Here is a 20,867-nt window from a genome sequence, read left to right on the forward strand (position 1 = left end):
TCAGTTGTGTATTGTAGGGAGTCGGGAGTCAAGCACACCGAGGGAGTCGGGAATAGGGAGTAGCGATAGTACGAGAAACCCTATAGCATTTTCAACTATATCCTGATCGCTTATGAAACAAAGTAATGATTCAGGATAACACCAAAAAATCTTATTATCTATTTCCATTATCTATTTCATAATTTTCCCGATTCTAAATTCTAAATTCTAAATTCTAAATTCTAAATTCTAAATTCCCGATTCCCTTCTTAACAATAAAAAAAATACTTCAATACCCTAAAAACCATGGAATTTAACTACGCCTATAAAAATAGTACAGCAGTTAGCGATCGCGGCAGCAGCACCCAAATGTCCTTCTCCCCAGACACCAAGCGTCCTCCCACTTACTTCATTGGTGAATTAGGGAAAAATGTAGCCTTTCGAGAAGCCATCAGCGCCCTACATGACGTAGTATTTTCCGATTTACGCTTCAAACCCAAAGACAGAACCGAGTATAAACAATGGCGTGCCAACCAAGACCAACAAGACTGGCAACTCATAGCCGCACAACGCCAAGACATCGCCAATAAAATTAAACCCTTACAAGCAGAACTAACTCAATTAAATCAGAACCGATATCAACGATTATCCACCTTTTATAAAGCCAGACAACAGTACTACAATTACCTCTATCAGAAAGACCGTGATGCCTGGTTTGTCCTCGATCCAGTAATTACCGTTCATCCCGATGAAGTCTTCTTTGAATGTTTCAGCCAAGATGAATCCAGTTATGGGCGACTAGGAGCCAGCTACGAAGTTTTTAAAACTATCAACGAATTCGCCTGCGGTACAACAAACATAGATTACTCCGCCGCCCTTTACAACGAATTTCAAAAAATCCGCAGTTACAAGACAACCCAATTTGAAATTGACCCCTCCGGTTTTGAAGTAAAAACCACCCATGAAGCAGCATTTAAAGAAGTCAAAATTGACCTACCAGACAGTTGGGTAAGAGGATTTCTACAAGTCAGTTCCGCCATGGCCTTACCCGCCACCACCTTTGACTTGCAGCCCATGGATATTCACAATATCTGTTTTGTGTTGCGTCGCCACAAAGAAAAAACTGGCCCACGGGGAATGCGTTACCATCTCAAACCAGGAGAACCCGTGCGAATAGTATTTGAGCCTTGGAACATCGAAGTAGTCTGTTCGCGATCGCCCTATCAAGGTTCATCAGAACAGGTCATCCGAGTTTGGGGACGCCGCCGCCTCCACATCCTAGAACGTCTTATCCCCATTGCCAACAAATTTACCATTCACCTACTCGGAACCGGTATGCCATCCTTTTATGTAGCTGACCTAGGGGATATGTCCTTTACCCTCGGCTTATCAGGATGGACAGCTAACGATTGGGCACAAGCGGGTAACTTTGACTTAATGGCACCCCGTGCAGATGTAGACCAGTGGACTCAACAACTCATTTTTGACGCACTCAGAGAAAACTGGGTCGAAAGTCCCCACAGTCTCGCCCAGCGCTTAGACTTAAGCCCGACTGCTGTCCTAGGTGCCTTAGGAGCTTACACCCAAGCCGGACGAGCCATTTACGACTTAAACAAGCAAGTATATCGAGTCCGGGAACTATCTCGAGAGCCCTTACCCATGGAACGGTTACGGTTTGCCAATCAGCGAGAAGAAACAGCAACCCGCTTCTTAAGTAACAATGCCGTACAAGTAACCTCAGTAAAAGACACTCAAGGTACACTCCAGCTACAGGGAAATGTCAGAGATAAAAGCAAAACCTATAATCCCGCTTTGACAATTGATCCCGATGAGCGTATAATAGCGGCAGAGTGTACCTGTAATTGGTATCAGCAAAATAAGCTGTACAAAGGTCCTTGTGAACACATTCTGGCGTTGCGGATGCAGCACGCTCGTCAGTCTCAATAAATCACGTCCATTCCAGCAGTTGGTAAACAGCCTTGCAATCTGGGCGGTGGATCGCCGTCCCTGCGATAAGTTCAACCACGCATCACTAGCCTGCTCGTGACTGTGCGGGCTATCGGGTGCTATCGCTATTACGGTTTCGTTTTCCTAAAACTAATTAGCGATAGCACCCGAGCCCGCTTGAGTTGAGCAGTCTAGTCCGAGGGAGTTTACGAAGGGGTAACCAACGGATTGGGCGTGTTTTTTTGGTGTTGCTTAATCTGGGAATGGTTAACCAGAAAAGGTAATTTTTTGAGATTTGAAATATAGTCATTTCAAATAACAATGGAACACTTTTTCGTATGAAACCCAATTAGAGCAATAAATAGTTTTCTCAATATAAATTGAAATGACTCTAATAAATAAGAAGGGCATTGCTTGATTGAGCAATGCCGATACTTTTGCTCCATCTTGGATAGTGAGTTGAAGAATTGATGGTAGAATTACATTCTCTTTTACCTAAAACTAATGAATCGAGTTGCCCAACTAACCATAAAAAAACCATTAACAATTAACGATTTAGGCTCCGCCAATCTGAATATTGCGCACCCGCACCGGCACACAAGCATGGGTCATTTGAGCAATTTGTATCGGTTCGCCTTTACCACACATATGGGTACCAAACTGCTCCTGTTCCGAAGCCACTCCAATAGCATCAACACTATTCCAGAAATCAGTACTCATAGAATGATAGGTAACATCCTTGAGCATTCCCACTACTTTACCTTTCTCCACCTTCCAGAAAGCATCTCCACCAAACTGAAAATTACGTCGCTGCTGGTCAATGGAGAAACTACCTCTACCATCAATTAAAATCCCTTCCTCAGTCTCAGCAATCATTTCTGCGAGTGTGGCAGAGTGACTTCCTCCCTCTGCTCCCGGTTCCAACCCTAAATTAGGAATCCGCACCATCGGTACACTTGACCAACTATCCGCGTAAGCGCAACCGTTACTACTGGCATTACCTAGTCGATAAGCGGTTTCCCGGTCAGTGAGGTAGTCTACTAAAATGCCATCCTTGACAACATACCAATCTTGTGCAGGTACCCCCTCATCATCATAGCCTAAAGTACTACGTCCCCCCGATTGAGTGCGATCGCATTTAAAATTCACCCAAGGAGCAGCATATTGCAGCTTGCCCAATTTATCAGTAGTGGCAAAGCTAGTACCAGCAAAATTCGACTCATAGCCATACACCCGATCTAGTTCCGTAGGGTGTCCCACCGATTCATGAATCGTTAGGTGGAGATGACTAGGCTTCAGAATCAGAGTGCTGCGAATACCAGAAGGTCCTTTAGGAGCATGAACCTTCTCTATTGCTTCTTCTGCTACCCGTTCTACCTGATTCAAAAGGTCTGGGGGTTGAATATGCTCGTAACCGATATTTAAAGGTGGACGCTCATAGCTACGGCTTTGAGCATCCCCATTAGCAACTGCTGTACAACCCATACCTGGATAGCTGCGGTAGATAGTCTGTTCAATTAGGGAATCAACAGTAGACGCAAAAATCTTGTCTTCACGAGTAAAACGCAGGAAAGAGTAAGCCTTTTTAATTCCGCGATCGCTATAGCTAAGCAATTGATTATTGATACGCAATAGTAAATCTGCTTTCTCAGTAATTGGTATAGTAAACGGGTCAATTTCGATCGGAGTAATATAGGTATCGCGATAGGCTTCTACTGGGGCTAATCTTACCTGTGTTTGCTGAGACAGGCGGCTACCTTTAGCAATCTCCACAGCTAAAGCCACCATTCGTTCCACTTCCTCTGGAGTTTTATAGGGACTAGCCGCAAAGCCCCAAGCGCCCTTTAGTAACACTCTTACTCCAAAACCAGAACTAACATTATCACAGAGTTGGCTAAGGGAGCGATCGCGTGCAGTTAAGTTCTGATTACGGTAAGTACAAATACGGATATCTCCATACTCACAACCAGCTTTACGAATTAAATCAATCCCTAGTGTCGCCAAGTCTCTCGCCAAGTCAGTAGTCGTAATTGGTGCTAAGGCTTTTATCATTGTATGTAAAGTATGTAAATAATGTTTAAGAACAATGCCTAATATGGATTAAAGTTGCTATAATCGCACTGGCTAGATTATGATTAACCTAGCCCTCTCCTCATTTTAATAAACGTCAGTAAAATCAAGGTCGCTGGTTGTAAGCATTCAGCCTAATCCTAAAAGCAATAAGAACCAATAATAAATCAGCGTCTTTCTGGTTGTCCACAATCAATCATGTACTCCCACCCCTGGGTCAAATGCCTGAGTTTTCCTTGATTATTGATATCAAAACTATCGGCTAATCTCAAATAGCTTCAGGAATTATACATCTAGTTAGCTGGTAATAGTTAATTGGCTCCCGATTATCCATTACCCATTAGCGTTGACCACAAGGTATTCGTATTTAACTTGTTACCAATGGCGACCTGTCATCCCAGCAGGCGGAACCAGTTACCCTCTATTATCTTCCTAAAAAAAATTATATAAATTAGAATTTATACAGATTACAATTACTTAAAAAAAACTATGCTTACTGGTTCAATGTTAACAAAAATAATCACAATTTTTACCGCAATGGGAATGAGTGTACTTTTAGTAAAATCAGATTTATACAAGAGATTTAACCCTGAGCAATCTTACGCCACAGCAAATAACTACCATACCCAAGAAAACAAAACTGTAACCAAGATGGAATTTGGCCAGACTAAAGATGATCAGAAAGTTTATCTCTATACTTTAACCAATACCAATGGTTTAGTAGCTAAGATAACCAACTATGGTGCGACTCTTACTGAATTACACTTGCCTGATAACAGCGGTCAGCTAGACGATGTAGTGCTGGGATTTGATAGTCTAGAAGATTATTTTACGGCTAAGCGCTACCTATATTATGGTGCAATTGTTGGTCGCGTCGCTAATAGGATTAAAGATGCTCAGTTTACTCTCAATGGTGAAAAGTATGAGCTAGCTGCTAATGCCGGTTCCCATCACATACATGGTGGTAAAAAGGGTTTTGACAAAGTGGTTTGGAAAGCTGAACCGATTAACAGTAGCCAAGGACAGGCACTAAAACTAACTTATCTGAGTCCTGATGGAGAAGAAGGATATCCAGGTGATTTGACAGTTACAGCCATTTACACTCTGACTAACGATAATCAGTTAAAGCTGGAAATGACTGCTACCACTAACAAACCTACTCCTGTCAACTTGGTGAATCATTCCTATTGGAACTTGGCTGGTCATGGTTCTGGGAATATTCTAGGACAATATTTAACGATCAATGCCGATAGATATACGCCTACCAACGAACAGCGAATCCCTACAGGAGAGATTAAATCAGTTAAAGATACACCTTACGACTTTACTCAGCCTCAGTTGATTGGAGATGGAATTAATCAGCTTAGAAATACCCTAAAGCAAAACTATCCAGGAGGCTACGACCTCAATTATGTCTTGAATGGAGAATCAGAAAAAATCAAACTCGCAGCTACTGTATATGAACCAAAATCTGGTCGGGTGATGGAGCTTCACAGTAATCAGCCAGGAATACAGTTTTTTTCGGGAAATCTTCCTAAGCTTAGAACTGTGGGTAAAGGAGATGTTGTTTATACAAATCATCAAGGTTTGTGCCTAGAGACACAACATTTTCCTGACTCAGTCAATCAGCCTAACTTTCCTTCGGTTATCTTGCATCCAGGTGAAACTTACCGACACCTAATGGTTTATAAATTTTACACCAAACAAAATAATCTAGGAGAAATTATTGCTCCCAATACTCAAGTTGAAAAAGTAGCAGGAGGTTTTAAGTTTACTGAAGGACCTGTTTGGCATCCCGACGGCTTTCTGCTATTTAGTGACATCCCAGCTAATACCATTTATAAATGGCAACCAGATCAAAAAACCGAGATTTTTCGTCAACCTTCTGGCAATGCTAATGGTAATACGTTAGACCGCTCAGGGCGTTTAGTTACTGCCGAACATAGTAATCGTCGTCTATCCCTAACACAGAAAGATGGAAAAATCATAACTCTAGCTAGTCACTACCAAGGGAAGCGGCTGAATAGTCCCAACGATCTAGCAGTCAAATCAGATGGTAGCATCTATTTTACTGATCCTCCCTATGGCATCAAATCCGAACAAGAAGAATTAGGGTTTTATGGTGTTTATCGTCTAGCACCAGATGGCACACTAACCCTGCTTGTTGATGACTTTGTCCGCCCTAATGGAATTGTCTTTTCCCCAGATGAAACTAAATTATATGTGAATGATTCAGAAAGAGGTCATATTCGGGTTTTTGATGTCAAGCCAGACGGGATGTTAGAGAATGGAAAACTTTTTGCCGAACTGAAACCTCCTAGTAAAGAGGGGGCAGCAGATGGTATGAAGGTAGACATCCAAGGAAATGTTTACAGCACTGGACCTGGGGGAGTTTGGATTTTTGATCCCAGTGGCAACCTACTGGGCATTATTGAAGTGCCAGAAGCTCCCGCTAATTTAGCCTGGGGTGACAGTGACTACCAAACCCTTTACATTACAGCAAGAAACAGTCTTTACCGTATTCGTCTTAAAATTAAAGGGATGCCCTAGAAAGTTATAGCAATTCTCCTGGATTAATCAGATACTTAGTAGGAGTATAGAATTCATAATTCAGATTAATAATACTGAATTTGTAGGATGGGTAGAGCGATCGCAAAACTGATTCCAGCCTTACTACACGTTACTAAATGGAGTCTCAAGGCGACGTTACAAAGCCGTGACCCTTACAGCGGTACGATCAAGACGGGGCATTTTAGCCTTAATGACCGCTGTGGCTTGGTGACTCACTATCCCCCTGGTAAACCCTACGACAGTATGTTAGAGGCTTCCTTTGCTAAGCGTTGGGAATCTCAGAAAACTGAGTGGGTCTTAGAGCGAGAAGTGGATTTAATTCCGATTCCTGGTAGTGTGATGGTGCCCGACTTTCGGATTGTTCATCCTGATGGGCGAAATTTCCTATTAGAAATTATTGGTTACTGGCGTCCAGAATATTTAAAGAAGAAATTCGCTCAGGTGCGCAAGGCCGAATGTGACAATTTGATTCTGGCGATTTCGGAACGGTTAAATTTGGAGAAAGCTGGGGTGACGGTGAAGAATTTGCCAGCTCAAGTTGTTTGGTTTAAGGATAAACTTTCACCGAAAGCTGTGTTGGAGCTTTTGGAATAGTTTGGGAAAAGGCAAAGTTGTTGAGGGTGATAGCAGGGAGTCGGGAGTCGGGAGCGGTGCGACCCCTGGCGAATTTAATTACGGGTCAAGCGCACCGAGGGAGTCGGGAGCGGTGCGACCCGTGGCAAATTTAATTACGGGTCAAGCGCACCGAGGGAGCAGGGACTTCGGAGCAGGGAGTAGGGAGTAGGGAGTAGGGAGCATAAACCAGGAAACAGCAATGCAGCGTGAGACCGCGCTGCATCAAGACAGGGGTAATAAAATTGGATTTATAGCAATCGCCAGGGCAGTTAGGACTTTTGTCATGTCCTAACTGCCTTGGCGACTGCTATATGATCAGCTTTAAGCTCTCTAAATCCTTTTGTCCCTCGAAATAACCTGTTACACAGAGGACAGACATACCCATTTAACTGGCTATTAAAATTCTGCCTAAAGTAAGCTTCTTGCCAAGTTAAGGGAAAAGTTCTTCGCCGAGGATTACAGGGAGATAGTCCTTCAGGTAAATCAACCAATTTTATGTTTATTTCTTCAAAATAATTCTAACAATTTCAACAGCTTTATCGCACTGTTGCTTTTGTCCTTTTTGTTGACTCCATCGACCTTTTGGTTCTGGGTATCCATTGTTTTCATCAAGTAGCTCTCTGGCTTTATTTCGAGGGCTACGAATGAATTCACCCGCATGATTCCATTGTGTGTCTGATACCTGTTCGGGAGATATTTTTAGCTCAGCAGCTCCGGCTATAAACAAAGCAAGCTGCTTGTACTTATCGACACTAACTCCAATAAGTTTTTTTGATAAAATAGATTTCATCCAATCAACAAATATGGTAAAGTATTCTTCCGAAATAACTTCAAAATTTGAAAGTATTTGTTTACTTCTTTCTTCTTTTGGATCTTCTTGATACTGGAGTTGACTACAGTAAATATCTAAAGCGTTATCAGTTGAGCCGTTAAAAGACATTTTGAGATGAATCGGTCTTTTCAATAAATCATCAAGTTTTTTACGTTCAAGACAGATTAAGTACCACAAGAACATCAATGATGGTGTTTGACCTTTTGCTTTTTCTTTACCCTCCCACCATTGGTACCAAAGCTTTCTAGCGTCAGGAAATTTATCCCAAGGATTAGAAAGTCCTTGTCTTTGCGCTAACTCAAGCATTCGTTGAGAAGGCTTTATAGTAGAGTTAGAATCGTTGGAATCCTCATCTTCACTAACCTCTTCATTAGTTTGCTCAGGATTATCATGAATTCCAACTAAACGAATAAAGGTTACACTTTTAGATTGACTGTAATAAGCTAAACGAATATCTTGACCAGAAAGAGGAGTTCCTCCTTCGTTGATTCGTCTAAATATTTCTAGCTTAGTTTGTAACTCTATATTTTTAGGAAGATAAATTATAGTCAGCGGATAATCTTTAAATATATATTTAAGGTCTTCCTCCAATTCGCTGTATTTTTTGCCGGTATATAGATGAGAGTCTGGTAGTATATAGTCAATAGTTTTATCATTACTTATCGAAAATTCATTATTACAAAAACTTCTGATAGTGTTGAGTCGCTGTTGCCCATCAACAACTTCGCATTTTCGGTTATCATCTTCACAAAAGAAGAAAGCTGGAATAGTAAGATTGTTAAGAATAGACTCAATAAAAAGTGATTTTTTTCTAAGGTTCCATTGATTAGCATCTCTCTGGTAATCAGGAACATAGACACGCCCATTTTCTAACCTTGCCAAGATGGTTTCTATGCTTTCGCTTTGAGATTTTGTGGTGTCTTGTACTAAAGGTTTAAACATACAATCTCCTTCTGATCTTTACTATCATGGATTCTAGATCATCGGTAAGCATTCAGCCGTCAGCCTTCAGCCGTTGGCCACGCTGCTTGAGGTGCTTATTTTCTTCAAAAGCACCTCAAGTAGCACCATCTGTAGCGCTAATCGCTGACCGCTGATAGCTGATAGCTGAAGGCTTACTATCATTCTTTATAGTTACATAGTTTTCTGTTAAGATTGTAACATAGTTCCCTGTTAACATTCCAAACTAACAAGATTATCTGTAGCAAACCAAAATACTCCCCATGGCGATAGGAAAACAATAGGATTTTTGACCTATATAGCAATTCTCATAGCTATGAGGTACACAATTTCTGGATTTTAGGGAACAGCGGATCTGGAAGGTGGTGCGTTACGGGACGCGCTGTTCCAAGGGCGAACAGGTGGAAAATCAGCGCGAGCCCGTCTTATCACGCACCCTACGGACTGGATTATTCCTTCAAGGGTGTTTCAAATATCACCACATGGTTGAAATTGGGCAGCAAACGCTTAAGAGCTTGCTGATACGCTTCCGCATCACTGCGCCGATTAAATCGCGCTACAGTTATCCGTTGCATCTTAGGTAGGTGCCGAATGACACACCAGGGTTTCAATCGGTCTCGGTAAGTTTGTCGAGTTGATATCATATTGTTAAATACCCCATTTTTATGGGTTGTTTTAGGAAAGGCGATCGCCCAGTAGTTTTGCGGCCTCTTGGGTGATCGCCGAATATTCTATTTACTATTAAATATGTAGTTGCGTAGTTTGTCAAGTCCAAAATGGGATTAATTAGGTTACGAGTTCGAGAATTAGCGGCGGAGAAGGGTTGGACGTTGAAAGAAGTTTCCGACCGTTCTGGAGTAACCTATAGCACTGTGGCTAGTTATGCCCGACGTGACGCCATGAGTATGACGGATTTTACAGCAATTCTGAAGCTAGCCCGGGCTTTTGATGTTATGGTTGAAGATTTGGTAGAGGTTATCGAAGAGTAGGGAGTAGGTAGTCGGGAGTCGGGAGTAGGGAGTCGGGAGTAGGTAGTCGGTAGTCGGGAAAAGCGGGAAATGGGGAGAATTATCCCGGAAATTATTGTGTATTTTGATACATATTTTGAATAATTTATACCTAACCAAAGTACCTACTCGCCCCTTTGTAAAAAACCTACCCTTGTATAGCAGTCGCCAGGGCAGTTAGGACATCGACATTAGTCTCACACCCTTTGTAAGCGATGCAGAGGTGCGACCCGTGGCGAATTTAATTCGCCAACGGAAAAAGCACCATTACGGTCTTGGGGGTTTCCCCCACTCGCTATTGCATCAAGAAGCGCAAGAGTTTTACTTCTGACTTCTGACTTCTGACTTCTGACTTCTGCTATAAAACACCCCACACCCCACACCCCACACCACTTGTGATCAGAATTGCGATAGTTTGCAGATACTCCCATAACAAACATGGTAGGTTTACTGGATTGGGAAAACTTAGCAACAAAAGGCATGAAATTGTTTTCTATGCTTTTTGAAACTCTAACCACTTAACAAGATTGAAACTCGGCAAACCTTACTTCCTCAAATTCGTTTTTCCTAGCTTATCAGTGATGGATCGCTACATCGCTGCTGAACTCATCCCACCGTTTCTATTTGGTGTTGGCGGGTTTTCATCTATTGGTGTGGCTGTGGGTAGCCTGTTTGATATGGTAGTCAAAATCACTGAGTTAGGACTATCCTGGACAATTGCTGCCCAAGTCGTGCTGTTGAAGTTTCCTGAGTTTATGTCCTATGCCTTACCCATATCAGTACTTCTCGCGACACTAATAGCATATTCTCGCTTGAGTAATGACAGTGAGTTAATTGCCCTGCGCAGCTGCGGTGTGAGTTTATACCGACTGGTTGCCCCTGCTCTGGTTCTCAGCCTAGTGGTCACCGGGATTACTTTCCTGTTCAATGAATTAATTGTTCCAGCGGCTAACTACCAGGCAACTATAACATTAGAAAAAGCTCTTAATCAGGAAAAACCCGCTTTCAATGAAAACGGTATTCTGTATCCAGAGTATCAGACTTTTACCCAACCCAATGGCACAACTACTCAGACACTCAAACGCTTATTCTACGCCAATGAATTTGATGGTCAGACCATGAAAGATTTGACTGTTTTGGAGTGGTCTAATCTGGGTAAGTTGAACAAAATTATTCTATCGGAATCAGCTCTTTGGAACTCTACGCAAAATACCTGGGATTTTTTCCATGGGTCAATTTATTTTATTAGTCCTAATACCTCTTTCCAAAAAATAGTAACCTTTGATCATCAAGAAATTCCATTTCCTAGAGCGCCCCTTGATTTAGTCACTAAAGCCCGTGACCCCTATGAGATGAATATTCTTCAAGCCATAGAAATGATCCAGTTGCTTCAGGGAGCTGGCGATCGCAAAAAACTCCGGATGCTGCAAGTGCGGATGCAACAAAAAATTGCTTTTCCATTCATTTGTATAATCTTTGGCTTAGTGGGAGCAAGCATCAGTATTCGACCTAAACGAATCAGCAAAGGGACTAGCTTTGGGGTCTGTTTAATCGTAATTTTTGGCTACTACTTACTGAGCTTTGTGATCGGAGGTTTTGGTATAGCGGGAATTCTCTCCCCTATTGTAGCCGCCTGGTTACCTAATTTATTCGGTTTCGGAGCAGGAGGATGGTTATTGTGGCGATTGGAGGCTAATGGTTGATGGGAATTTGGAGTAGGGAATAGGGAGTAGGGAGTAGGGAGTAGAGGAAATCAAATTGACTGTACCTTATTAAGCATTCAGCCCTTAGCTGTCAGCTGTCAGCTGAATGCCTAGATTAAATTTATACCCTTGGATGTTAATTTAAAATTGTTAAAATTGAAAATTATTAATGGCTATTAACCAGTTAAAATTTTCAATTTTAACTAATCCCAGTTAGTTCTAAACTGCTACAGCAGTCGCTTTAAGTTCAAAAATCTTATTGATTACATCTTCTACTACCTTATCAGGAGTAGACGCTCCAGAGGTTACTCCTACCACTATCGAACCAGAGGGAAGCCAATTTCGTGCTACTTCTACCTCCTGATGTAGGGGTTTATGCTCGATTTCATCAGCAGAAATAATCCGGTTGACACTGTCAATGTGATAGGATGGTAGTTGTCGCTCAATCGCAATTTCTTGCAGGTGAGTGGTATTGGAGGAATTAAAGCCACCAATCACAATCATCAAGTCTAGCTTTTCTTCCACTAGCTCCAACATGGCATCCTGCCGTTCTTGGGTGGCATCACAAATGGTATTGAAGCTTTGGAAGTGATCGTTTAAATTAGACGTACCATATTTCTTCATCATGGTGCGCTCAAAAAGTTTGCCCATCTGCTCGGTCTCGGTCTTGAGCATAGTAGTTTGGTTGGCAATCCCAATCCGCTCTAAATCCCGCTCTGGGTCAAAGCCAGCGGAGATAGCGTTTTTAAATTTATCGAGAAATTCCTCCCGGTTACCACCATTGAGAATGTAGTTGGCAACGTACTCCGCTTCTTGTAGATTCAGCACCACTAGATATTTTCCGGCAAAGGAACTCGTTGCTACGGTTTCCTCGTGTTTATATTTGCCGTGAATAATCGAAGTGTACTCTTTTTTCTTATGCTTCTCTACCGTGTTCCACACTTTGGACACCCAGGGACAGGTAGTATCTACAATCTTGCAGTCTTTCTCGTGGAGTAGCTGCATTTCCTGAACACTAGCACCGAATGCTGGTAAAATCACCACATCCCCAGCACCAACAACAGAGAAGTCTTTCTTGCCATCCTCAACGGCAATAAATCCTACTGACATTTCCCGCAAACGCTGGTTAACAGAGGGGTTGTGAATAATTTCATTGGTAATCCAGATCTGTTCATTGGGGAAGTGGGTGCGGGTTTCATAAGCCATGGCTACAGCTCGCTCTACACCCCAGCAAAAGCCAAATGCTTCTGCTAGCCGGATGGTCACATCTCCCTGTTGCAGCCGATAGTTATTGGCACGAATCTCTTGAATCAGACTGCTTTGATATTCCGATTCCAACTGAGAGGTAACTTCGGCTTCGTGACCAAATCCTTTACGGTGGTAGTTATCTGATTTTTGGAGTGAGCGCTTGAAAGCTTTTGTATCCATGGAGCTACCTGAAGCAAATTACTTATTAATCACTGCTATTATTAATTTACTTTTAATCAACCCTGACGCAATCCGTTTAGGAATTGTGATAATTTTTGTTCCCTACTCCCTCGGTGCGCTTTCCGTAGGCGAATTAAATTCGCCACGGGTCGCACCGCTCCCTACTCCCTACTCCCTGCTCCCTGTCCCCTTTGCTATAGGAATAGCTAATCCTTCTTGGAGGATAAGTTGCTCAAAGATTTGTAAACCATAGCGCCAGACTAAGTAACCTTGGGGACTCAGATGCAAGCCATCGGTACTAAGCTCAGGTTGCAGGTTGCCCTGATTATCAGCAAAGAGGGGATAGAGATTTAGATAAATCGCTCCTTCTGCGTGAGCGATCGCTTTTAGCTGCTGGTTCAGATTTTGGATGCGACTGTTGGGGATAGTAAGTAAGCGATCGCGTCCTTCCCAGGTTGCCTGTTCAGCACCATGGGGCAAAATCGATTGAAGGACAATCTTAGTTTCGGTATGGGCTCGCCGTAAGTAGCGAATCGTTAGCCGTTGGTTTTCTAGAATTGCTTCATCCTTGACCCCCCGAATTAGGTCATTGATGCCGATCATCACAAAAATTGCTTCTGGCTTAGTCTGATCCAAAATATCTAAGCGCTTGAGCAACCCTGCTGAGGTTTCCCCAGACAGTCCTTGATTAAGCCAGTAGCGTTTTGGGGGTAGCAGTGCATTGGGAAACCATAGGCTTAGAGAATCTCCCAGCAGAACGGTTAACTGTTCCGGTTGTTGATTAGCCACTACCTTAGCTTCCCTCTCCAGCAGTGCCAACCATTGTTGGTAATTTAACTGGTGTCGTGGTCCTAATTCAATTACTGGTTCAGGGGTGGGATTTAAAATTCGGGTAGTTACCACAGGATGGCTAACTGGATTTGACGTTGACTGCTGATACTCACCCAGTAGTACCCAGCTGAGAGTCAGAATCATGAACCCATTGGCAGCAAGGGATATTAAAGCCCAAGGTGGACAACGCTTCAACTCAATGAACAAAAAATTGGCATTATTTCTGTTCTAACATCCGTTAGGGAAAAGGTAATACCATCAGGTGACAGTTGACAGTTAACGCTTAACTGTCAACTGTTAACAAAAGCTAGTTAAAAGCAATAGACCATGCTAGCAAAACTCTAAAATTCAGAGCTACTAGCCATGTCTGTACTACTACTGAAGTTACCCATGCTAGAACTAGGGATCACACTGGATTCCTTGACAAATCCAGCGTAAGCTTCCATACCGTGTTCGGCAATATCCAAGCCTTCCAGTTCTTCTTCTGGTGTCACCCGGATACCGAGGGTAAGTTTGAGCACGAACCAGACGATACCACTAAACAGCACGGTAAAGCCACCAATCGCTAGAATACCCAGGATTTGGGTGCCAAGTTGACCGGCACTACCGGCGGTAAACAGACCTGAATCTTTAGCGAAGAGTCCAACGGCTAGGGTTCCCCAGATACCATTGACCAAGTGGACTGAAATTGCCCCTACCGGGTCATCAATTTTGATGTTGTCAAAGAAGGAAACCGAGAATACAACAATGATGCCACCAATCGCACCAATAATCACTGCTGAGAGATAGCTGACATTGTTACAGGGAGCGGTAATTGCTACTAATCCAGCCAAAATCCCGTTGATGATCATCGACAGGTCTGGCTTACCATCTTTTAGCCAAGCCGTCAAGGTGGCGGTAATCCCACCAGCTGCTGCGGCTAGGTTAGTGGTCACCGCAATATAGGGAACTGCCTCACTAGCAGCTAGCTCAGAACCGGGATTGAAGCCAAACCAGCCGATCCAGAGAATCAAGCAACCAAGAGTTGCAATACTCATGTTGTGACCTGGGATAGCACGAGGTTCACCGTTTTCGTACTTACCGCTACGGGGTCCGAGGAAGGCAGCTCCCATCAAAGCCGCCCAGCCACCAACGGAGTGAACCACGGTTGAGCCAGCAAAGTCTGAGAATCCCATGGCACCAAGCCAACCATCACTGCTCCAAACCCAGTGTCCAGTGATGGAGTAGGAAAAACCAACAATCAGGATGCTGAAGATTAAGAAGTCTAGGAACTTAATCCGTTCAGCAACCGCACCGGACACGATAGTTGCGGCAGTTCCAGCAAAAGCAGCTTGGAATAGGAAAAATACCGATATCGGTAGACCTGCCGGAAATGGGTCTAACCCATAGGTAGCGGGATCTTCACTGCTTAGGAAAAAGCCCGACATCCCAATAAATGCATTGCCTTTGCTGAACATAAAGGAGAAACCAATTGCCCAAAACGCAATGGTTGCCAAGGCAAAGACGATTAGGTTCTTCGAGAGAATGTTTACCGCATTCTTCTGGCGGCAGAAGCCGGTTTCTAGCATTCCGAATCCGGCATTCATGAAGATAACTAGGATGGCAGCTACCAATATCCAGATAGCATTGAGAGTTCCCTGAATTTCGGCTGGGCTAGGTGCCGCACTATCCTGGGCAACAGCAGCTGTATGCCAAACTAGAACAATTATCCCTGTCAGAGGAATACAGGCGAGCCAGTAAGGGGAAAACGATTTTGCGATCGCTTTCAATGGCTCTAGATAAGGAGAATCCCACGATGAGCGGGAGGATTGGTGAGCCATCGGTCGCCTAGATTTTACTAGGGTACCCTTGTTTTTCATTGTTCGCTGAGATTTTGAACTTGACATAATAAGCGTTAACTTACCTCTCTTTTTGATACACTTCCTCACACTGAGAAACTTCAGGAAACAAATTGTAAAATTAGCCACCGAAACCTAATAGTCCATCATTTTTCAAGGACTCATCATGACCTCACCCTGCTACCTTTACATACCTGATTGCTAGATGCTAGACCCCTGTCTGGGCCAGTAATCAGGGAGTTTCTTCAGCTAAAGCCTTGTCTTAAGACAAAACCTTACAAATAACTGGGACTATAGTCAAGGGAATTAAAGCATTATTTAATGAAATATTTCATTAAATGAAATTTTTCATTAAAAATTGCTGCAGGATACCCCACCTACACTGGTAGAGTTATTTGCTGACGGTGCTTTCAAGGGATGGAAGCCACCTTGAAAGTACTTAGCCCCAACCGACATGCTGCACCTCTAACTAATGGTTTAGACTAATGGTTTTGAAATTAATCCAGTTCTAGGTTCAAGTAAGCATGTTTTCTTGGTAGAAAATTGACTAAGCAATTTCGATAAAACTGGTACACGATATATGCTGATCAACCTCTCGTGTAAAAGTGATTACTCCCCTCGACCACGTACGCCACGATTTCTCAACTACCATGCACTAATGCTCACGAAAATTTGCTGATAATCCGAACTGGGGAAATATAAAGGAAGTGGTTACCAGCTAAACACGCTTGTGGTCTATTGACACTCCCTGCTCGCTTATGAGCGGAGATTCTTAGTTCTACGACACGCCTTGTCTTGATGCAATAGCGAGTGGGGGAAACCCCCAAGACCGCGCTGCATCGCTAAAATTAGCTATCCGAAAGGCAATACTTAAGCCAAGTATCCGTTCTAAAGAACCAAATACCGAGCCTAATTTAACTAACCCCAGTGGGCTTGTCTCCCTAAGCGTTTAAATACGTTCCCCTGTGCCCCACGGTACGTTAATTGGTGAAAGTTGACTTTACTGGTTCTTCGGTATCCGCGCTTGATCCATGGGTTTTGGCGGTGCGACCCGTGGCGAATTTAATTACGGGTCAAGCGCACCGATGAGGTTTTTCGCGCCTCGTGTACTAGCATCGCTTTACGTCGTTGGGGAGCTTGGCAGTACCGACGAATCCTGCCTGTGCTAGGCTACATCCTCATTATGTATCAACTCTGGAAAAGTCGCCCTAGAAGGGCACCTCAAGTAGCGTGGCCAAAGGCCAGGCTTGAAACCCAAAATTTTTGGTCAACTCTAATAAAGTCTTACCTCTTTAGTAACCCATCTACATCCTTTCGGATTAGGTGAGGTTATTGACTAGTTGATAGGTTTGTATTTGAGGTGTTTTGATCTAATATCTTTTTCTGTTATAATTCTGTATCAATATATACTGTTTTTCACAAAAAATGATCGTACTTAAAACTAGGCAGATGCAACGTCTAGTTGGGGAGCTAATTGGGCGAACGAGAATTTGACACTCCTACGGGTAGAAGCCGATCATGGTACAACTATAAGAATGGGCATACTGTAGACTAGGCATGTATTTGATATGCTCAAGGGATTAGCTATGGAATTGTATAAATAACAGCAGTGAATCGAATTGACCAGGAATTGGCAGCCTTAGAGGAAGCCATCACCCATTTGGCAAAAGAATTCCAAACAACCTACTCTAACTATTTGACCTTTTTAGGTCAATGCGTCGGGCAGCAGCTGATTATGGCTGCCTATCGGATTTGTACTCAAGGGTATCCTGAGTCTTTTCTAAATTTGTCGGTTAACAGTCGGCAACAGTTACAGCAATCCCTACGAAAGCTGGCTCAAGAGACTCAACAACAGTTGCCATCACTCCTAGAACAGTGGCAAGAGTCAAGGTCAGCTACTACTGATGGCTCTGATCATGACTCTGATCATGACTCTGAAATGCCTTCATCTGAAATACCTTCATCTACAGAAGACTCTCCATTTCTTAATGCTCCAACCGAGCCATCACCAGCAGCTGAGTTGACGAGTAACCCACGAAATAGCATAGAGAAACTGGAGGAATGGCTCAAGCACCTAGAGAGTGGGATCACCAAAACTATTCAAGATGTCTCTGTGGAAACCAATCGGATCTTGCATAAATCCTCAATTATACCAGACAAATTTCCCCAAGAAATCCTAGAAGCAGCGGCAAAAGTCGAAGCATCTGCAATCGAAACGGCTGAATCCCCCAATATTATCAAAATAATGATGGAAACTAAAGGTGATGGCGAAACAGATGAATCCAGATTAACCCGTATTATTGCCATTAAGCTGCGCTTATCTGAGATAGAATTTGCAGACCCTAACTTGACCCCTGGACGTAAGAAAATTAGAGATCTATTAGCTAAAATGAGTCAACTGAAGCGAGAGTATTACAAAAAACAGCGGCAAAAGGCAGTTGCTCAAGCCGAAGCAGCATGGCGTGCCAGCTGGTTTGACGATTAAACTGAGGTAATGATCAATGACTAAAAACCAAAGACCAAAGACTAAAGACCAATGACCAAAGACCAATGACCGAATTACCAGATTGGGTGCGATTGCAAAAAGCCCTGTCGGTAGAAGCAAGAGTTGGCTTTACTGATTTGGAAGGGAATCAATACCGCTTTAGTGAATTCCTCTGCCTCAGTTTTGGTAAGACTCCTAATGTCCTAACATCAACTGAGAAACGGCGTTGGCAGGACATCGGCAATCAGTTTGCCCGTTATTCTCAGATGACGCTACAGCAAAGGCAACATCTGGTAGCTGATACTCGCCGCTTTCTCAACGACCTGAAGCAGAACACTCAACGCCGTTTAGTTGAAGATAAATATCAAACAGAACATCCTATGGTCAGAGTGCCTAAAACCAAGCCCTTGGTGGAGAAACAACAGGCATCCTCAGAGCTTGGTAGTAAAAAAAACCTTGACCTACCACTGGCTAAGTTGGCAGCAGTGGGTAGTAAAAACAGTGAGTATTTAGCACGTCTGGGTCTGCACAAAGTGCGTGACTTGCTCTATTACTATCCCCGTGATCATATTAACTATGCCCGTCAGGTCAATATGGCTGACTTAGTACCTGGTGAAACAGTCACTATCATGGGTACGGTGAAGCGCTGTAACTGCTTCAGTAGCCCCCGTAATAAAAAATTAACTATTTTAGATATAGTCTTAAAAGACTCTACTGGTCAAATTAAGCTCAGTCGTTTTTTTGCTGGCTTTCGTTACAGTAATCGTAGCTGGCAGTATCAACAAAAGCGACGGTATCCAGTGGGAGCAGTGGTAGCTGCTTCGGGTTTGGTAAAGAAAAATAAATATGGGATTACCCTAGAAGACCCGGAACTGGAAGTATTAGAGCATCCAGGGGGTACCATTGACTCGATGAAAATAGGTCGAGTTGTACCCGTTTATTCCCTAACAGAAGGGGTACCAGCCGACATGGTCAGGCGGGCAATAATTGCTGCACTTCCCTACACTTCTTTGATTAAGGAACCCTTGACAGTAACCTTTCGTAAAGAATATGGGTTGATGGGGGTCTGTGATGCGATCGCAAACATTCATTTTCCCCAAAATGCAGACACCCTTGCTGATGCCAGAAGGCGCTTAGTCTTTGATGAATTTTTATACTTACAGCTCGGATTTCTCCAGCGCCGCCAAGCTCAGCGTAAAACCCAAAGCAGTGCGGTCATGGCTCCGATTGGTAAACTCTTTGACCAATTTAATCAACTGCTTCCTTTTGAATTAACCGGGGCTCAGACAAGAGTTATCAATGAGATTCTCAAGGATATGGAATCAGAGACACCCATGAATCGATTGGTTCAGGGAGATGTCGGTTCCGGCAAAACTATTGTAGCAGTTTATGCTATTATAGCCGCAATTCAATCGGGCTATCAAGCCGCTTTGATGGCTCCCACTGAAGTATTAGCTGAACAGCACTATCGTAAGTTAGTAAATTGGTTTAATTTACTACACCTTCCCGTTGAATTACTAACAGGTTCCACTAAAGTTTCTAAGCGTAGAAAAATTCATTCCCAGCTAGAAACAGGAGAACTTCCCTTGTTGGTAGGAACCCATGCTTTGATTCAAGACCCAGTGAACTTCAACAATTTGGGTTTAGTGGTGATTGATGAACAGCATCGGTTTGGGGTAAAGCAACGGGCTCGTTTACAGCAAAAAGGTCAATCTCCCCATGTGCTGACTCTGACCGCCACACCAATTCCCAGAACCCTAGCGCTAACCCTCCACGGAGATTTGGATGTGAGTCAGATTGATGAATTGCCCCCTGGTCGTCAGAAGATTCAGACAACTGTGCTACGGGGTAAAGAGAGAAAACATGCCTATGACTTGATTCGTCGAGAAGTGGCTCAAGGACGGCAAGCCTATATGGTATTGCCCTTGATTGAGGAATCGAACAAATTAGATTTACGCTCGGTAATTGAGGAGCATAAACGACTGTCTGAGAGTATATTTCCAGAATTTAAGGTTGGGTTACTTCATGGTCGGATGAATTCAGCCGATAAAGATAAAGCACTGAGTGCTTTTCGGGATAACAAGAGCCAAATTATTGTTTCAACTACCGTGATTGAAGTGGGTGTAGATGTACCCAATGCGACCGTAATGATGATTGAAAATGCAGAACGGTTTGGGTTATCTCAGTTACACCAATTACGGGGTCGTGTGGGTCGAGGTTCTGACAAATCTTATTGTCTTTTAGTCAGTGGTTCTAATACTGAAACAGCCAGACAACGTTTGGGGGTATTAGAACAATCCCAGGATGGCTTTTTTATCTCAGAAATGGATATGCGTTTTCGTGGTCCTGGGGAAGTTTTAGGTAAGCGCCAATCCGGGTTAGCAGATTTTGCTCTAGCTAGTTTGGTAGAAGACCAAGAGGTATTAAATTTGGCGCGGGATGCAGCAGAAAAGATTATTCTTCAGGATGAAATATTGGATAATTACCCTTTAATGAAAGTCGAGTTAGAGTATCGGTATCAGAAGTTGATGGATGGAACAATTATGACTTAATTTAACATAGACTTGTTTCAGAAGTAGGGAACAGCGGATCTGGGAGTAG

Annotated in this window: 14 protein-coding genes and 1 pseudogene; 8 read left to right on the forward strand and 7 right to left on the reverse strand. The window is 43.1% G+C overall.

What is annotated here, in order from left to right; genetic code table 11:
• Positions 1 to 168: a hypothetical protein gene (locus F6K64_RS01935; RefSeq protein WP_154659804.1), complete on the reverse strand. Its 168-nt coding sequence runs from the start codon at positions 166 to 168 to the stop codon at positions 1 to 3.
• A 117-nt stretch (positions 169 to 285) separates the two neighbouring features.
• On the opposite strand from F6K64_RS01935, the gene F6K64_RS01940 reads away from it, so the two are divergent.
• Positions 286 to 1,926, forward strand: a complete 1,641-nt coding sequence (locus F6K64_RS01940; protein ID WP_008184860.1) for an SWIM zinc finger family protein — start codon at positions 286 to 288, stop codon at positions 1,924 to 1,926.
• Positions 1,927 to 2,481: 555 nt separating this feature from the next.
• Here the strand turns inward: F6K64_RS01940 and F6K64_RS01945 are convergent.
• The gene (locus F6K64_RS01945; RefSeq protein WP_008184862.1) at positions 2,482 to 3,978 is read right to left on the reverse strand and encodes a TldD/PmbA family protein; all 1,497 of its coding nucleotides are present in this window, start codon (positions 3,976 to 3,978) and stop codon (positions 2,482 to 2,484) included.
• Positions 3,979 to 4,647: 669 nt separating this feature from the next.
• Here F6K64_RS01945 and F6K64_RS01950 point away from each other — a divergent pair.
• On the forward strand, positions 4,648 to 6,546 hold the full coding sequence (locus F6K64_RS01950) for an aldose epimerase family protein (RefSeq protein ID WP_071986888.1): 1,899 nt from the start codon (positions 4,648 to 4,650) through the stop codon (positions 6,544 to 6,546).
• Positions 6,547 to 6,630: 84 nt separating this feature from the next.
• Positions 6,631 to 7,161, forward strand: a pseudogene (locus F6K64_RS01955) (DUF790 family protein); the annotation flags it as partial.
• A 520-nt stretch (positions 7,162 to 7,681) separates the two neighbouring features.
• Here F6K64_RS01955 and F6K64_RS01960 read toward each other — a convergent pair.
• Complete coding sequence (locus F6K64_RS01960; protein ID WP_008184870.1) at positions 7,682 to 8,956, reverse strand: GmrSD restriction endonuclease domain-containing protein; 1,275 nt, start codon at positions 8,954 to 8,956, stop codon at positions 7,682 to 7,684.
• Between the two features lie 26 nt (positions 8,957 to 8,982).
• Here F6K64_RS01960 and F6K64_RS01965 point away from each other — a divergent pair, with 26 nt between their 5' ends.
• A complete protein-coding gene (locus F6K64_RS01965) occupies positions 8,983 to 9,111 on the forward strand; it encodes a hypothetical protein (RefSeq protein ID WP_267872040.1) in 129 nt (42 codons plus the stop codon).
• Positions 9,112 to 9,423: 312 nt separating this feature from the next.
• Here the strand turns inward: F6K64_RS01965 and F6K64_RS01970 are convergent, their stop codons facing one another.
• Positions 9,424 to 9,618 carry a hypothetical protein gene (locus F6K64_RS01970; RefSeq protein WP_008185579.1) on the reverse strand — a complete coding sequence of 65 codons (195 nt, stop codon included), beginning with the start codon at positions 9,616 to 9,618 and terminating at the stop codon, positions 9,424 to 9,426.
• Positions 9,619 to 9,750: 132 nt separating this feature from the next.
• On the opposite strand from F6K64_RS01970, the gene F6K64_RS01975 reads away from it, so the two are divergent.
• Positions 9,751 to 9,963, forward strand: a complete 213-nt coding sequence (locus tag F6K64_RS01975; protein ID WP_008185577.1) for a helix-turn-helix domain-containing protein — start codon at positions 9,751 to 9,753, stop codon at positions 9,961 to 9,963.
• A gap of 545 nt (positions 9,964 to 10,508) precedes the next feature.
• Positions 10,509 to 11,684 (forward strand): LptF/LptG family permease, encoded by a 1,176-nt coding sequence (locus F6K64_RS01980; protein ID WP_353813511.1) that lies wholly within the window; start codon positions 10,509 to 10,511, stop codon positions 11,682 to 11,684.
• A gap of 219 nt (positions 11,685 to 11,903) precedes the next feature.
• Here the strand turns inward: F6K64_RS01980 and F6K64_RS01985 are convergent, their stop codons facing one another.
• The 3 genes from F6K64_RS01985 to F6K64_RS01995 all read right to left on the reverse strand — a co-directional run bounded on the left by F6K64_RS01985 (position 11,904) and on the right by F6K64_RS01995 (position 15,763).
• Positions 11,904 to 13,112 carry a 4-hydroxy-3-methylbut-2-enyl diphosphate reductase gene (locus F6K64_RS01985; protein WP_287251194.1) on the reverse strand — a complete coding sequence of 403 codons (1,209 nt, stop codon included), beginning with the start codon at positions 13,110 to 13,112 and terminating at the stop codon, positions 11,904 to 11,906.
• A 168-nt stretch (positions 13,113 to 13,280) separates the two neighbouring features.
• A complete protein-coding gene (locus tag F6K64_RS01990; protein WP_287251195.1) occupies positions 13,281 to 14,150 on the reverse strand; it encodes a GDSL-type esterase/lipase family protein in 870 nt (289 codons plus the stop codon).
• Between the two features lie 134 nt (positions 14,151 to 14,284).
• On the reverse strand, positions 14,285 to 15,763 hold the full coding sequence (locus F6K64_RS01995; RefSeq protein ID WP_131827441.1) for an ammonium transporter: 1,479 nt from the start codon (positions 15,761 to 15,763) through the stop codon (positions 14,285 to 14,287).
• A 1,627-nt stretch (positions 15,764 to 17,390) separates the two neighbouring features.
• On the opposite strand from F6K64_RS01995, the gene F6K64_RS02000 reads away from it, so the two are divergent.
• Both F6K64_RS02000 and recG read left to right on the forward strand, forming a co-directional pair.
• A complete protein-coding gene (locus tag F6K64_RS02000; RefSeq protein WP_008185564.1) occupies positions 17,391 to 18,266 on the forward strand; it encodes a hypothetical protein in 876 nt (291 codons plus the stop codon).
• A gap of 65 nt (positions 18,267 to 18,331) precedes the next feature.
• Positions 18,332 to 20,818: an ATP-dependent DNA helicase RecG gene (gene recG / locus F6K64_RS02005; protein WP_287264726.1), complete on the forward strand. Its 2,487-nt coding sequence runs from the start codon at positions 18,332 to 18,334 to the stop codon at positions 20,816 to 20,818.
• Positions 20,819 to 20,867: the final 49 nt, after the last annotated feature.

Origin of the sequence: Moorena sp. SIO3A2 (assembly GCF_010672265.1) — a bacterium.
Lineage (GTDB): Bacteria > Cyanobacteriota > Cyanobacteriia > Cyanobacteriales > Coleofasciculaceae > Moorena > Moorena producens.